The sequence below is a fragment of the Rhodoferax sp. SPJ21 genome (genome assembly GCF_058216335.1).
This window is the reverse complement of sequence record NZ_JBYZMO010000002.1, coordinates 1220812-1234620: the sequence shown is the minus strand read 5'-3', so window position 1 is coordinate 1234620 and position 13809 is coordinate 1220812. Positions and strand designations below refer to the sequence as shown.

At 62.5% G+C, this 13809-nt stretch carries 16 protein-coding genes; 10 read left to right on the top strand and 6 right to left on the bottom strand.

The window, feature by feature from the left end; genetic code table 11:
- The first annotated feature begins 160 nt into the window (after positions 1-160).
- The 8 genes from pqqA (at position 161) to AC4BBN_RS13655 (ending at position 6228) form a co-directional block, all read left to right on the top strand.
- Positions 161-235 carry a pyrroloquinoline quinone precursor peptide PqqA gene (gene pqqA, locus AC4BBN_RS13690; RefSeq protein ID WP_315186447.1) on the top strand — a complete coding sequence of 25 codons (75 nt, stop codon included), beginning with the start codon at positions 161-163 and terminating at the stop codon, positions 233-235.
- A gap of 71 nt (positions 236-306) precedes the next feature.
- Complete coding sequence (gene pqqB, locus AC4BBN_RS13685; protein WP_490592517.1) at positions 307-1224, top strand: pyrroloquinoline quinone biosynthesis protein PqqB; 918 nt, start codon at positions 307-309, stop codon at positions 1222-1224.
- Positions 1221-1958, top strand: a complete 738-nt coding sequence (gene pqqC / locus AC4BBN_RS13680) for a pyrroloquinoline-quinone synthase PqqC (RefSeq protein ID WP_490592516.1) — start codon at positions 1221-1223, stop codon at positions 1956-1958. The genes pqqB and pqqC overlap by 4 nt, the downstream gene beginning before the upstream one ends.
- Positions 1955-2239, top strand: a complete 285-nt coding sequence (gene pqqD / locus AC4BBN_RS13675) for a pyrroloquinoline quinone biosynthesis peptide chaperone PqqD (RefSeq protein WP_490592515.1) — start codon at positions 1955-1957, stop codon at positions 2237-2239. The genes pqqC and pqqD overlap by 4 nt, the downstream gene beginning before the upstream one ends.
- Positions 2236-3393: a pyrroloquinoline quinone biosynthesis protein PqqE gene (gene pqqE / locus AC4BBN_RS13670; RefSeq protein ID WP_490592514.1), complete on the top strand. Its 1158-nt coding sequence runs from the start codon at positions 2236-2238 to the stop codon at positions 3391-3393. The genes pqqD and pqqE overlap by 4 nt, the downstream gene beginning before the upstream one ends.
- A gap of 161 nt (positions 3394-3554) precedes the next feature.
- Positions 3555-5213: a Na/Pi cotransporter family protein gene (locus tag AC4BBN_RS13665; protein WP_490592513.1), complete on the top strand. Its 1659-nt coding sequence runs from the start codon at positions 3555-3557 to the stop codon at positions 5211-5213.
- A gap of 169 nt (positions 5214-5382) precedes the next feature.
- Positions 5383-5724, top strand: a complete 342-nt coding sequence (locus AC4BBN_RS13660; protein ID WP_490592512.1) for a zinc ribbon domain-containing protein YjdM — start codon at positions 5383-5385, stop codon at positions 5722-5724.
- A gap of 84 nt (positions 5725-5808) precedes the next feature.
- On the top strand, positions 5809-6228 hold the full coding sequence (locus AC4BBN_RS13655) for a hypothetical protein (RefSeq protein ID WP_490592511.1): 420 nt from the start codon (positions 5809-5811) through the stop codon (positions 6226-6228).
- Between the two features lie 102 nt (positions 6229-6330).
- Here AC4BBN_RS13655 and moaD read toward each other — a convergent pair whose 3' ends face one another.
- The 6 genes from moaD to AC4BBN_RS13625 all read right to left on the bottom strand — a co-directional run bounded on the left by moaD (position 6331) and on the right by AC4BBN_RS13625 (position 12535).
- Positions 6331-6582, bottom strand: a complete 252-nt coding sequence (gene moaD / locus AC4BBN_RS13650; protein WP_490592510.1) for a molybdopterin converting factor subunit 1 — start codon at positions 6580-6582, stop codon at positions 6331-6333.
- Complete coding sequence (locus tag AC4BBN_RS13645) at positions 6579-7814, bottom strand: molybdopterin molybdotransferase MoeA (RefSeq protein ID WP_490592509.1); 1236 nt, start codon at positions 7812-7814, stop codon at positions 6579-6581. Before AC4BBN_RS13645 ends, moaD begins: the two co-directional genes overlap by 4 nt.
- Complete coding sequence (gene mobB / locus AC4BBN_RS13640) at positions 7811-8341, bottom strand: molybdopterin-guanine dinucleotide biosynthesis protein B (protein ID WP_490592877.1); 531 nt, start codon at positions 8339-8341, stop codon at positions 7811-7813. The genes AC4BBN_RS13645 and mobB overlap by 4 nt, the downstream gene beginning before the upstream one ends.
- A gap of 120 nt (positions 8342-8461) precedes the next feature.
- On the bottom strand, positions 8462-9913 hold the full coding sequence (gene thrC / locus AC4BBN_RS13635) for a threonine synthase (protein WP_490592508.1): 1452 nt from the start codon (positions 9911-9913) through the stop codon (positions 8462-8464).
- A gap of 28 nt (positions 9914-9941) precedes the next feature.
- Positions 9942-11264, bottom strand: a complete 1323-nt coding sequence (locus AC4BBN_RS13630; protein ID WP_490592507.1) for a homoserine dehydrogenase — start codon at positions 11262-11264, stop codon at positions 9942-9944.
- A gap of 47 nt (positions 11265-11311) precedes the next feature.
- The gene (locus AC4BBN_RS13625; protein WP_490592506.1) at positions 11312-12535 is read right to left on the bottom strand and encodes a pyridoxal phosphate-dependent aminotransferase; all 1224 of its coding nucleotides are present in this window, start codon (positions 12533-12535) and stop codon (positions 11312-11314) included.
- 140 nt (positions 12536-12675) lie between these two features.
- On the opposite strand from AC4BBN_RS13625, the gene AC4BBN_RS13620 reads away from it, so the two are divergent.
- The gene (locus AC4BBN_RS13620) at positions 12676-13053 is read left to right on the top strand and encodes an Mth938-like domain-containing protein (RefSeq protein WP_490592505.1); all 378 of its coding nucleotides are present in this window, start codon (positions 12676-12678) and stop codon (positions 13051-13053) included.
- A gap of 160 nt (positions 13054-13213) precedes the next feature.
- On the top strand, positions 13214-13690 hold the full coding sequence (locus AC4BBN_RS13615; RefSeq protein ID WP_490592504.1) for a peroxiredoxin: 477 nt from the start codon (positions 13214-13216) through the stop codon (positions 13688-13690).
- Positions 13691-13809: the final 119 nt, after the last annotated feature.

The following is a 13809-nucleotide window of genomic DNA, read 5'->3' as shown; positions in this document are numbered from 1 at the left end:
CATGCCGCCCGGTCTTTCATCTAATGAAAATCATGAGGCTGGAATCGATGAAATCTGGATGCACTCCAGCCGCCCGGTGGGCACACTGCAAGTCGTACCGTCAGATCGACTGGCCGTACGGTCCACCGCGCCTTGCGGGATACACCTGAGGAGACCTGCCATGAAATGGGAAACACCTACCGCCAGCGACATGCGTTTTGGCTTTGAGATCACGATGTACATCGCCAACCGCTGAACCCTGTGGCCCGCCGGATGAAGCCGGTGGGCCACTGGCCTGCCAACGCCATAGCCTGAAGAGATACCCCCGTGAAAGTCCATGTCCTAGGCTCGGCCGCCGGCGGCGGTTTCCCACAGTGGAACTGCAACTGCCCCAATTGCGCCGCCTACCGCCAGGGCAGCCCCCACCATACGGCCCGCACCCAATCGTCGATCACCGTCAGCGCCGACGACAGCAACTGGGTGCTGTTCAATGCCTCCCCCGAAATTCTCCAGCAGATCCGCAGCTTCCCGGCCCTGCAGCCGGCACGGCAACTGCGCGACACCGCCATCCGCGCCATCTTCCTGATGGACGCACAGATCGACCACACCACCGGCCTGTACATGTTGCGCGAACACCGCCAGCCGCTGGAGCTGTGGTGCCATGCCCTGGTACGCGACGACTTGATGCGTGGCAACCCTGTGCTCCAGGTGCTGGAACACTACTGCGGCATCCACTGGCACGCTGTGCCGCTTGACCCGCAGCCGTTCCCGATCGACGGCGTGCCCGGACTGCTGTTCACCGCCCTGCCCCTGTTGAGCAACGCTCCACCCTATTCACCGCACCGCGACCAGCCCCAGCCGGGCGACAACGTGGGCGTGACCATCACCAACGTGGCCTCCGGCAAACAGCTGTTCTACGCGCCTGGCCTGGGCGCCATAGAGCCGCATGTCTGGGCCGCCATGCAAGCGGCGGACTGCGTGCTGGTAGACGGCACGCTCTGGACCGACGATGAGATGATCCGCCTGGGCGCGTCCAAAAAAACCTCGCGCTCCATGGGGCACCTGCCCCAAAGCGGCCCCGGCGGCATGCTCGAATGGCTGGACCAACTGCCCGCCAGCACACGCAAGGTGCTGATCCACATCAACAACACCAACCCCATCCTCGATGCAAGTAGCCCCCAACGCCAGGAGCTGACGCGCCGCGGCATAGAAGTTGCGTTTGATGGCATGGAGATCACACTATGACCGATACATCGGCGCCCTGGACCGCAGAAGAATTTGAAGCCCAGCTGCGTGGCAAAAGCAGCAGTTACCACATCCACCACCCGTTCCATCGGATGATGGCGGCTGGCACGCTGACGCCGGCACAGCTGCGCGGCTGGGTCGCCAACCGCTTCTATTACCAAATCTCTATTCCCGTGAAGGATGCCGCCATCCTGTCGAACTGCGACGATCGGGAGATACGGCGCGAATGGATACAGCGCATCCTGGACCATGACGGCTACGACATAGGCGGCATCCAGGACCCCGGCGGCATCGAAGCCTGGATACGCCTGGGCGAAGCCGTGGGCCTGTCGCGCGACGATGTCACTTCACTGCGCTATGTGGCCCCGGCCACGCGCTTCGCGGTGGACGCCTACATCAACTTCGCCCGCCGCCAACCCTGGCAGGAAGCCGTGGCCTCCAGCTTGACCGAGCTGTTCGCGCCGCACATCCACCAGCAGCGCATCGACACCTGGCCGACCCAGTACCCCTGGGTGGACACCGCCGGCCTGCAGTACTTCAAGCAACGCCTGACCCAGGCCCGCCGCGACGTAGAGCACGGCCTGCGCTTCACGCTTGCCTACTTCAGCCAGACCCGGGCGCTGCAGGAGCGCGCGCTGCAGATACTGCAGTTCAAGCTGGACGTTCTGTGGGCGCTGGCCGACGCCATCATGCTCAGCCAATGCGACATCCAGATCATCGGAGCCAAGCCATGAACCAAATCTATTCCGGCATCGAAATGGACACCCGCCCCCGCATCGCCAGCCTGTTCCGCCTGCAATGGGAGGCCGTGCAAAGCGCCTGGGTGCTGCTATACCCGGAAGGCATGGTCAAGCTCAACGGCAGCGCGGGCGAAATCATGAAACGCCTGGACGGCACAACCAGCGTCCAGGCCCTGGTGGATGCACTGGAAAGCGACTTTGGCAAGACTGGCCTGGCCAACGATGTGCTGGACTTTCTGGCCATCGCCCGGCGCCAGGGCTGGATCAAGCTGTGAATGCACCACTGGTAGCACCCCAGCCCGGCCCGCCGCTGTGGCTGCTGGCCGAGCTGACCTACCGCTGCCCGCTGCACTGCGTGTTTTGCTACAACCCGCTGGACTACGCCGCCACCACCAATGAGCTGTCCACCGACGACTGGCTGCGCGTGCTGCGCGAAGCCCGCGCCGCCGGCAGCGTGCAATGCGGCTTTTCCGGCGGCGAGCCCCTGCTGCGCGACGACCTGGAAGTACTTGTCGCCGAGGCGCACCGCCTGGGCTTCTACACCAACCTGCTGACCTCCGGCGTGGGCCTGACCGAGGCCCGCGCAGCGGCGCTCAAACAGGCCGGGCTGGACCACATCCAGCTGTCGTTCCAGGACTCGACCCGCGAGCTCAACGACTTCCTGTCACACACCAAGACCTTCGACCTCAAGCAGCGCACCGCCGCCCTCATCAAATCCCATGGCTGGCCCATGGTGCTTAACTGCGTGGTGCACCGGCTCAACATCGATTACATCGACAAGATCATCGAGCTGGCGGTCGAGCTGGGTGCCGAGTACCTGGAGCTGGCCAACAGCCAGTACTACTCCTGGGCCCAGCTCAACCGCGACGGGCTGATGCCCTCGCGCGAGCAGCTGCAGCGTGCGGAGCAGGTCACCAACGCCTACCGCGACAAGCTGGGCGACACCCTGCGCATCATCTTCGTGGTGCCCGACTACTACGAAACCCGGCCCAAGAAGTGCATGAACGGCTGGGGCAACATCTTCCTGACCATCACCCCGGACGGCACGGCCCTGCCCTGCCACACCGCCAAGATGCTCAAGGGCCTGGTGTTTCCCAACGTGCGCGAGCACAGCGTTACCGAGATCTGGTACCACTCCGACGGCTTCAACCACTTCCGGGGCAACAGCTGGATGAAAGACCCCTGCCGCACCTGCCCCGAACAGGAAAAAGACCTGGGCGGCTGCCGTTGCCAGGCCTATATGCTGACCGGCGACGCCGCCAACCCCGACCCGGTGTGCGACAAATCCAGCGCCCACCACCTGGTGCAGGAAGCCGTAGCCTATGCCCAGATACCCGACAGCCAGCGCGTCAACGTCAAACCGCTGGTATTTCGTGACCCCAAGGCCTCACGACAGCTCGGCCTGGCAGCACCCGCAAGCCAGGCGTAATCGCTATATAAAAAATAGCTGCCTGCGCTTATAAAACAAGCGCAAAACGCCAAAACGACACCTAGTGCAAAACCCGCCCGCGCCGGGGGCGCAAACGGGCCAATGCGCGGCGCCTGCATATAAATTGCGGCACTGGGTCGGCGTATAGTCAGCGCCTCCCTATGAAGCATCTCCTTAATTTATTGGCGGCCATCGCGCTGCTTGTGTGGGGCACCCACCTGGTCCGTACCGGCGTGCTACGCGTATTTGGCGCCAACCTGCGGCAAATCCTGGCCAACAGCATGGGTAACCGCTTCACCGCCGCCCTCTCGGGCATAGGCGTTACAGCCCTGGTGCAGTCCAGCACCGCCACTTCGTTGATGACCTCCTCCTTCGTGGGCCAGGGCCTGATCACCCTGCCCGCCGCGCTGGCCGTGATGCGCGGGGCCGACATCGGCACCAGCCTGATGTCGGTGCTGTTCTCCTTCGACCTGTCGTGGCTGTCGCCGCTGTTTATCTTTGTCGGCGTGGTGCTGTTCCTGTCCAGCAAGGATGGCACGCCCGGCCGCATCGGTAGGGTGCTGATAGGCCTGGGCCTGATGCTGCTGGCCCTGCGCCTGGTGGTAGACGCCACCGAGCCGCTGCTGGCCTCACCCGCCATACGCGGGCTGCTGAGCGCCGTCAGCAGCGACGTGGTGCTGGAAATCTTCCTCGGCATGCTGCTGGCCATACTGGCCTATTCCAGCCTGGCGGTGGTGCTGCTGATCGCAGCGCTGGCGGCCTCGCATGTGATCCAGCTGGACGTGGCGCTGGGCCTGGTGCTAGGCGCCAACCTGGGCAGCGGCGCGCTGGCGGTGCTGACCACGGCCAAGTCGGCCATCGAGGTGCGCCAGGTCACCGTGGGCAACCTGGTGTTCAAGATCATGGGCGTGGTGGCGGTGGCGCCGTTCATCGGCCTGTGGCTGCGCCATGTGCAGCCATCCATGCCCGACACCACGCAGGGCGTAGTGCTGTTCCACCTAGCCTTCAACGTGGCCATGAGCGCGGCCTTCATCTTTCTGACCCAGCTGGTGGCCAAGGCCATGGAAAAGCTGCTGCCCAAGCCCCTGCCCTCCGCATCCCAGATGCGGCCGCGCCACCTCGACCCGTCCGCCCTGTCCACGCCCTCGCTAGCCATCTCCTGCGCCGCACGCGAGGCGCTGCACCAGGCCGACGTGGTGGAAACCATGCTGCGCGGCGTGATGGAGGTCATCAGCCGCGACGACGAAGCCCTGGCCAAAGAGCTGTGCAAGCTGGACGACACGGTGGACGAGCTGTACTCCGCCATCAAGTACTACCTGACCAAGATCTCGCGTGAAGCCCTGGCCGAGGACGAGAGCCGGCGCTGGACCGACATCATCAGCTTCACCATCAACATGGAGCAGATCGGCGACATCATCGAACGCGTGCTGATCGACGTGCAGGACAAGAAGATTCGCCCCCGGCGCAACTTCTCCGAGGCCGGCCTGCAAGAAATCGGTGAACTGCACGCCCGCCTGCTGGACAACCTGCGCCTGTCCATGAGCGTGCTCCTGAACGGCAATGTGCACGACGCCAAAAAGCTGCTGGAAGAAAAAGCCCGCTTCCGCGACCTGGAGCACGCCTACTCGCGGTCCCACCTGGTGCGGCTGACGGACAACACCCTGTCCAGCATAGAAACCAGCTCGCTGCACATCGACCTGATCAGCGAATTGAAACGCATCAACTCGCACATCTGCTCCATCGCCTACCCCATCCTGGATTCGGCCGGCGCCCTGGCACCCAACCGCCTGCGCAACTCCAAGCTGGCCGAGCTGGAATAGCCGGCGGGCGTTAGCCTGGCATCCCGGACAGGGATGCCGGCTTGCTCTCAAATACATAGCTGGTGGCGCAGATGCTTTCTGCGGTAGAGGACAATTGGGCTTGTAACAGCCGCGCGCCTGACGCCGGCCCACGCCATTACTTCACCTAAACACTAAGCACCCACGCCCCATGAGTAATCTGCCCCCCTGCCCCCAATGCGGTTCCGCCTTCACCTACGAAGACGGCATTCTGTTCATGTGCCCTGAATGCGCGTACGAGTGGCCACAGAATTCGGTAGAAGACAGCACCGAGAAACAACGCATCGTCCGCGACGCGCATGGCAACGTGCTGGCCGATGGCGATGCCGTCACCCTGGTCAAAGACCTGAAGGTCAAAGGCTCGTCCCTCGTCATCAAAGTGGGCACCAAGGTCAAAAGCATCCGCATCATCGAAGGCGACCACGACATCGACTGCAAGATCGACGGCGTGGGTGCGATGCAATTGAAGTCGGAGTTTGTGAAGAAGGCATGAGGTAAAACATGCTCTGCGCCTGAGACAAACTAAAGCACCAAGCTTCGCTCAGCCCTTTTGTCGCCATACAACAATGAGTAACCCATGAGCAAAGACGCAAAAGAAAACGAAGAATTCGACGAGGGATTCCAAGGCATCAGCCGCTCAGAGCTAGAAAAAATGAGCGATCCTCAGCTTGCAGAATGGCATGCCGGATGGAAGCAAGGAACAGCTAAGCACATTCTTGCGGAAAAAGAGTGGCAGCGACGACTGTCTCTTAGGCAGCTGCATGAGCAATTCAAGTTGGATTCCAGACTGGCCGATGCAACCAACAAAGCGATGCGGTTTGCTGCAATCATCGGCGTAGTTGGCACCTTGGCCGGTGCAGGTCTAGGGGCCTTCGCTACATTTAAAACGAGTAGTGTCCAGACGCCCGAACCATCAAAACAAGGAAAATCAGAGCCTCAAATCTCCAGAGCGCAACCCGCACCCGTCAAGGTAACAGGTGCGTCCGCCAGCAAATGAACTTTGCATACAGCCAATGACCATAGTTCCCGAAGCGAGGTCCAACCCGGTGACGAGTGACTCTGACAAAGCCACTGTTTGGGGGAGCGGCCTGCCGCCAACCTACCCACCAGTAACCGGCGGAAAAAACGCCACCTCCGCCCCCTCCACCAACACCGCCTGCCCATCCACCATCACCTGGTTCAGCGCGGCCCGCACGGCGCGCCCCGATGCCAGGCTGCTGGCGTAAGCACCGCCGCGTGCCACCAACTCGTCACGTAACGCCTGCACGGTAGGAGAGTCGGTAATGACCTCTTCCCGGCCCTGGCCCAGGGCTTCGCGGATGGAGGCGAAGTACAGCACGGTGAGCTTCATGCCTGCAGCTCCGCCAGAGAGATAAAGCGCACCATGTCGCCATGGGCAATGGTCTGGCCCGGTGGGTTGTCCACCACGCCGTCGCCCCAGGCAGCGGAGGTCAGCACGCCCGAGCTTTGGTTGGCGAACAGGTCTAGGCCGCCGGCCGCGTTGCGCCGCACGCGTAAAAATTCGCGGCGCTGGTCGGCGCGGGGCCAGTTGAAATGCGCGGGCAGCGCCATGGCCTGCGGCACCAATTGGGTGGCACCCTGCAAGCTAAGCAAGAACGGGCGCACCAGCACCAGGAAGGTGATGTAGCTGGACACCGGGTTGCCCGGCAGGCCGATGAAGTGGGCAGCACCCACCCGGCCATAGGCAAAGGGTTTGCCGGGTTTGATGGCGATCTGCCACAGATTCAGCTGGCCCAGGGCCTGCACGGCGGGCTTCACATGGTCTTCCTCGCCCACCGACACGCCGCCGCTGGTCAGGATCAGGTCGTGCGCCTGGCTGGCATCGCGCAGCGCATGCTCGGTGGCGGCGCGCTGGTCGGGCACGATGCCGTAGTCGGTCACCACGCAGCCCAGGCGCTGCAGCAGGGCCCGCAAAAAGAAACGGTTCGAGTTGTAAATGGCGCCGGGCCGCATGTTCTGGGGCGCCACCTCACCGGGCATGACCAGCTCGTCGCCGGTAGAAAACAAGGCCACCCGTGGGCGCCGCGCCACCGGCAGCTGGTCCATGCCGATACTGGCCGCTAGCGCAATAGATGCGGGCGTAAGGCGCTCACCTTTCGATAGCACCACGGCACCCTTGGCCACGTCCTCACCGGCACGGCGCAGCCACTGGCCGGGCTGGGGTGGGCGCAGCACGCGGATGCTTTGGTCGGGCTGGACTTCGCAGTCTTCCTGCATCACCACCGCGTCGGCACCACAGGGAATGGGCGCACCGGTAAAGATGCGCGCCGCCGTACCTGCCTGCAAGGCCAGCGCCGGACTGCCGGCGGCTATGCGCTGGGAAACTGGCAAGCTGGCCCCCTTTGCCGGACGCGCCAGGTCCGCACAGCGCAGGGCGTAGCCGTCCATGGCGCTGTTGTCGTGCGCGGGCACCTGCAGCGCCGACACCAGGTCTTGCGCCAACACGCGGCTGTCGGCATCGAAGGTGGACACCTGCTCCACCTCGACCAGGGGCTGCGCCTGGGCCAGCAACTGGGCCAGGGCATCGTCCAGCGGCATCAAGGGGGCGCGGGGTCGGTTCATGTCGGAGCCTTGTAGACAAACAGGTGGGCGTGCTGCAGCAGCCAGGCGACTACAGCGTCGGGGTTGTTCAGGTCCAGCACGGGGTGCGGGCTGGGCACGGGCAATGCGTCGGCGGCCACGTCGGTGGCAATCGCCACGATGTGCGGGTCCGCCGGGTACTGCACCGGCTGCTGTGCGGCGGCGCGCCAGACTTCGATCTTGGGCAAATTGCTGGACTTGAAGCCTTCGACCAGCACCCAGTCCACGCTGGGGCTGAGCTCGGCGATCAGCGCGTGGACCGAAAGTTCTTCAGGTTGCTCGAATTCGCGCACCAGGGCCAGCCGCCGGTCAGACGCTACCACCACCTCAAAGGCACCGGCCTGGCGGTGTCGCCAGCTGTCCTTGCCCGGGTGGTCTATGTCAAATTTGTGGTGCGCATGCTTGGCCACGGACACCCGCAGGCCCTGCTGCTTGAGACGCGGAATCAGCTGCTCCACCAGGGTGGTTTTACCCGACCCGGAAAAGCCCGCGAAGACGACGGCCTTCACGTTGTGGCGCGACGCGGAGGCCAGAAACACCGTGGAACCGGCTTTGCCGGGCCACTGGTGTTGCCCCCTGCAAGGGGGTTGGAGGCCAAGCGCAGCGGGCAAGCCTGGGGGTGTCCCATGTTAGCTACAAGTCTTCTCAATGAGGGCTTTGACCAGCGCCACGTCGGCTGGCATGGTCAACACGCGCTTGGGCAGGGCTTCGATGCCTTCGAACTGCGCGGGGCGCTCGGGTTCGCGGCCCAGGGCTTCGACGATGGTGGCGGCAAACTTGATAGGCAGCGCCGTCTCCAGCACCACCATGGGAATACCGGACTGCAGATGCTCCAGCGCCACCTTCAGGCCATCGGCGGTATGCGTGTCGATCACCATGCCGTGGCGAGCGTCGGTATCGCGGATGGTGGCCAGGCGGTCGGCATGCGTGCTCTTGCCGCTGACGAAGCCGTAGCGCGCAGCCGCATCCTTGAAGGCCGGGTCGGCGCTCAGGTCGAAATAGCCCTTGGCGGACAGCTGGGTGCTGAACAGGTCCTTGGTGCGCGCGCCATCGCGGCCCACCAGGTCGTACACAAAGCGCTCGAAGTTGGAGGCCTTGGAGATGTCCATCGACGGGCTGGAGGTCTCGTGCGTATCGGCACTGCCGCGCACACGGTACACGCCGGTGCGGAAGAACTCGTCCAGAACATCGTTCTCGTTGGTGGCCACCACCAGCTTAGCCACCGGCAGGCCCATCATGCGTGCCACATGGCCGGCGCAGACGTTGCCAAAGTTGCCCGAGGGCACGGTGAAACTGACCTTCTGGTCGTTGGTCTCGGTGGCCTGGATGTAGCCAGCAAAGTAGTACACCACCTGGGCCAGCAAGCGTGCCCAGTTGATGCTGTTGACGGTGCCGATCTTGTACTTGCGCTTGAAGTCCAGGTCGTTGGACACGGCTTTCACGATGTCCTGGCAGTCGTCGAACACGCCTTCAATGGCGATGTTGATGATGTTTTCGTCCATCAGGCTGAACATCTGCGCTTGCTGGAACGGGCTCATGCGGCCGGCCGGCGAGGTCATGAAGACGCGCACGCCCTTCTTGCCGCGCATGGCGTATTCGGCCGCGCTGCCGGTGTCACCGCTGGTGGCGCCGAAGATGTTCAGATCTTCACCGCGCCGGGCCAGCTCGTACTCGAACAAATTGCCCAGCAGCTGCATGGCCATGTCCTTGAAGGCCAGCGTCGGGCCGTTGGACAGGGCCTGGATAAACACGGGAGCCTGTCCCGAGCCTGTCGAAGGGTTCTCCACATGGCGCAGGGGCACGATCTCGCCGGTGCCGAACACCTGGGCGGTATAGGTCTTGCGGCACAGAGCACGCAGGTCGTCGGCCGGAATGTCGTCGATGTACAGCGACAAAATCTCGAACGCCAGCTCGGCGTAGCCTTGCTCGTGGTAAACCTTGCGCCAGCGCGTCAACGTGGCGTCATCCACCTGCGGGTACTGCACCGGCAGGTACAGGCCACCATCGGGCGCCAGGCCTTCGAGCAGGATTTCACAGAACTTGCGCGGGGTGGCGTCGCCACGGGTGGAGAGGTAGTGCATGGTGTCCTTCAACGTCAAGGCAATGGTTTTAGGCTAGCTCTTCTTTGCGGATGCGGGTGATGGGCGCGAGCACCGTCGGCAACGCCTGCATCTGCGCCAGGGCGGCGTTCATGCGCGACTCGGTGCAGTCGTGGGTCAGGATGATCACGTCGGTTTGGTTGGCGCCTTCGCCGCCGATTTCATCGGCCTCACGTTGCAGCACCGCGTCGATGCTGATGTCGGCCGATGCGAGCAAACCGGTGACGGTGGCCAGCACGCCGGCCTGGTCGGCCACGCGCAGGCGCAGGTAGTAGCTGGTGACCACGTCGCCCATGGGCAGCACCTTCAGATCGCTCATGGCATCGGGTTGGAAGGCCAGGTGCGGCACGCGGTTCGTAGGGTCGGCGGTGTGCAGGCGGGTGATGTCCACCAGGTCAGCGATCACCGCGCTGGCGGTGGGCTCGCTGCCCGCGCCCTTGCCGTAGTACAGCGTGGTGCCGACGGCATCGCCCTGCACCACCACGGCGTTCATCGCGCCTTCCACATTCGCAATCAGGCGCTTGGAAGGCACCAGGCTGGGGTGAACGCGCAGCTCCACACCCGCAGCGGTGCGCTTGGTGATGCCCAGCAGCTTGATGCGGTAACCCAGTTGTTCGGCGTACTTGATGTCTTGTGCGCCCAGTTGGGTGATGCCTTCGATGTAGGCCTTGTCGAACTGCACCGGAATGCCGAAGGCAATGGCCGACATCAGGGTGAGCTTGTGCGCGGCGTCCACGCCTTCGATGTCGAAGGTGGGGTCGGCCTCGGCATAGCCCAGGCGCTGGGCTTCTTTGAGCACCACGGCAAAGTCCAGGCCCTTGTCGCGCATTTCGCTGAGGATGAAGTTGGTGGTGCCGTTGATGATGCCGGCTACCCACTGGATGCTGTTGGCCGTCAGGCCTTCGCGCAACGCCTTGATGATGGGGATGCCACCGGCAACGGCGGCTTCAAATGCCACCATCACGCCCTTGGCGTGGGCAGCGGCAAAAATCTCGGTGCCGTGCACAGCCAGCAAGGCCTTGTTGGCGGTGACCACGTGCTTGCCGGCGGCAATCGCTTCCAGCACCAGCTCCTTGGCCAGGGTGTATCCGCCGATCAGTTCGACCACGATGTCGATCTCGGGGTTGGCGATGATGGCGCGCGCATCGGCCACCACCTGGGCCTTGTCGCCCACCAGGGCTTGGGCCTCGGCCACATTGCGGCGCGACACCATGGTGACTTCAATGCCACGGCCGGCGCGGCGGGTAATTTCTTCCTGGTTGCGCTGCAAAACGTTGAACACGCCGCTGCCAACGGTGCCGATGCCGAGGATGCCTACTTGGATGGGTTTCATATCAAATATTTAAGTAAAAAGTGCCGATAGCGCAGGTAGTACGTGCGCTAGGCGCTACGTTTACGATAGCTTTCAAGAAATTTAGCAACGCGGCCAATCGCTTCGCGCAAGTCGTCTTCGTGGGGCAGGAAAACGATGCGGAAGTGGTCCGGTTGCTGCCAGTTGAAGCCGGTGCCCTGCACCAGCATGACGCGGGTTTCGCGCAGCAGTTCCAGGAAAAATTGGCGGTCGTCGGCGATCGGGTAGACCGCCGGGTCCAACCGGGGAAACATGTACAGCGCCGCTTGTGGCTTGACGCAGCTAACGCCCGGAATAGCCGTAATCAGCTCGTACGCCAAGTCGCGCTGACGGCGCAGGCGGCCGCCTTCGCAAACCAGATCGTTGATGCTCTGGTAGCCGCCCAAAGCAGTCTGGATGGCCCACTGGCCAGGCACGTTGGAGCACAGCTTCATGTTCGAGAGCATGTTCAGGCCCTCGATGTAATCGGTAGCCGCCTTCTTGTTACCCGACACCACCATCCAGCCCGCGCGGTAGCCGCAGGACCGGTAGCTTTTGGACAGCGAATTGAAGGTCAGCGTGAACACGTCGGTCGACAAGCTGCCCATCGCCGTGTGCTTGACGCCGTCGTACAGCACCTTGTCGTAGACCTCGTCTGCCAGGATCACCAGGCCGTGCTCGCGGGCGATGGCGACGATCTCCAGCAACAGCGCATCGGTGTACACCACGCCCGTGGGGTTGTTGGGGTTGATCACCACGATGCCCTTGGTGCGCGGCGTGATCTTCGCGCGGATGTCGTCCAGGTTGGGCATCCAGTTGTTGGACTCGTCGCACAGGTAGTGCACCGGTGTTCCGCCAGACAGGCTGGTGGCCGCCGTCCACAGCGGGTAGTCGGGCATGGGCAGCAGCAGCTCATCGCCGTTGTCCAGCAAAGTGTTGGTCGCCATAGTGATGAGTTCACTGGCACCATTGCCCAGGTAGATGTCGTCCAGCGTCACACCCGCAATGCCTTGCTGCTGGGTGTAGTGCATGACCGCCTTGCGCGCACCAAAGATGCCCTTGCTGTCCGAGTAGCCCGCCGAATTGGGCAGGTTGCGGATCATGTCCTGCTGGATTTCTTCCGGCGCGTCGAAGCCAAAAACCGCCAGATTGCCAATGTTGAGCTTGATGATCTTTTGGCCTTCGTCCTCCATCTGGCGGGCTGCGTCCATGATCGGCCCACGAATGTCGTACAGCACATTGGCCAGCTTGGTCGATTTTTGGATGGTCTTCATGGTGGCCTAATGGGCGCAAAATGGGCAAATACGCAGGCCGCCTGCTCCCGGGCGGCCGGCAAGGATGGAAACCTATAATTGGACCACATTTGCCGCCCCATTCCAGGGCCGGGCCACATCCAACCCAGGCGCACTGCCCCATGAAGATCCAACCCGATAAATTCGACGTTCAATCCATCACCGGCTACGGACCTGGCTGGGTGGGCATCAACACCGACAAAGTGGAGCACAGCGTAGTGCTGGGCTCGCACGGCGAGCGCCTGGTATGGAATTGCGCACGCTTTGAGGACCTGACGGAAGAGCACTTCGCGCAACTCGCCGCACTGCAGCCCGAACTGGTGATCTTCGGCAGCGGCAGCCGCATTCGCTTTCCCAAACCGGTCTGGATGAAGGAGCTGATGGCCCGCCGCATCGGCCTGGAAACCATGGATACACAGGCCGCATGCCGCACCTACAACATCCTGGCCCAGGAAGGCCGCCATGTTGTAGCAGCTTTGTTACTTGAGCCTCCAGCCTGAGCCCCCGGGTTTTCAGGGTAAAATCGAAGGTTGCAGCTGAGGAGTAGCCTTCACAGCAGATTGGTCAGCCGCAGTATCTTGGTCAAGCATGTGATCGCATCTTTCCAAGCCACTTTCAGCTTTCAACGACCACATCCAGTCACAAGAGACCCCAAGCACTATGGCGATCGTTGTCAATAAACCCATCCCCGAATTTGAAGCCAACGCCACGGGTGGCGTTAAGGTCTCCAACACCACCCATCTCGGTAAAGTTGTTGTACTGTACTTCTACCCCAAAGATAACACCCCTGGGTGCACTACGGAGGCCATGCAGTTCCGCGACAAGCATAAAGAATTTGTAAAGGCTGGCGCCACGGTGTTTGGCGTTTCGCGCGACAACATGAAGTCGCACGACGAGTTCAAAACCAAACTTGAACTGCCGTTTGAACTGATCGCCGACACCGAAGAAAAAATGTGCCATATGTTTGGCGTGGTCAAGAACAAGATCATGTACGGCAAAAAGGTCAAGGGCATCGAGCGCAGCACCTTCCTGATCGGCGCCGATGGCGTGCTGAAGAACGAATGGCGCGGCCTGAAAGTACCGGGCCATGTGGACGACGTGCTGCAAGCCGTCAAGGACCTGAAAAAAGCCGTTTGACCGTGGTATTGCTGCACGGCACCAAAATGCCACGCAGCTCATGCATAATGAATTCATGTTTTTGGTGAATTCGAACGAGCTCCCCCTCAAAAGCCGCCCGGGCCTCCTGGCGGCTTTTT

Coding starts and splice junctions, on each gene's coding strand:
- pqqC (WP_490592516.1), top strand. CDS start 1,221: ATGACCGATACATCGGCGCCCTGGACCGCAGAAGAATTTGAAGCCCAG.
- AC4BBN_RS13660 (WP_490592512.1), top strand. CDS start 5,383: ATGAGTAATCTGCCCCCCTGCCCCCAATGCGGTTCCGCCTTCACCTAC.
- AC4BBN_RS13630 (WP_490592507.1), bottom strand. CDS start 11,264: ATGAAACCCATCCAAGTAGGCATCCTCGGCATCGGCACCGTTGGCAGC.
- AC4BBN_RS13620 (WP_490592505.1), top strand. CDS start 12,676: ATGAAGATCCAACCCGATAAATTCGACGTTCAATCCATCACCGGCTAC.
- AC4BBN_RS13615 (WP_490592504.1), top strand. CDS start 13,214: ATGGCGATCGTTGTCAATAAACCCATCCCCGAATTTGAAGCCAACGCC.
- pqqD (WP_490592515.1), top strand. CDS start 1,955: ATGAACCAAATCTATTCCGGCATCGAAATGGACACCCGCCCCCGCATC.
- AC4BBN_RS13655 (WP_490592511.1), top strand. CDS start 5,809: ATGAGCAAAGACGCAAAAGAAAACGAAGAATTCGACGAGGGATTCCAA.
- AC4BBN_RS13665 (WP_490592513.1), top strand. CDS start 3,555: ATGAAGCATCTCCTTAATTTATTGGCGGCCATCGCGCTGCTTGTGTGG.
- thrC (WP_490592508.1), bottom strand. CDS start 9,913: ATGCACTACCTCTCCACCCGTGGCGACGCCACCCCGCGCAAGTTCTGT.
- AC4BBN_RS13625 (WP_490592506.1), bottom strand. CDS start 12,535: ATGAAGACCATCCAAAAATCGACCAAGCTGGCCAATGTGCTGTACGAC.
- moaD (WP_490592510.1), bottom strand. CDS start 6,582: ATGAAGCTCACCGTGCTGTACTTCGCCTCCATCCGCGAAGCCCTGGGC.
- AC4BBN_RS13645 (WP_490592509.1), bottom strand. CDS start 7,814: ATGAACCGACCCCGCGCCCCCTTGATGCCGCTGGACGATGCCCTGGCC.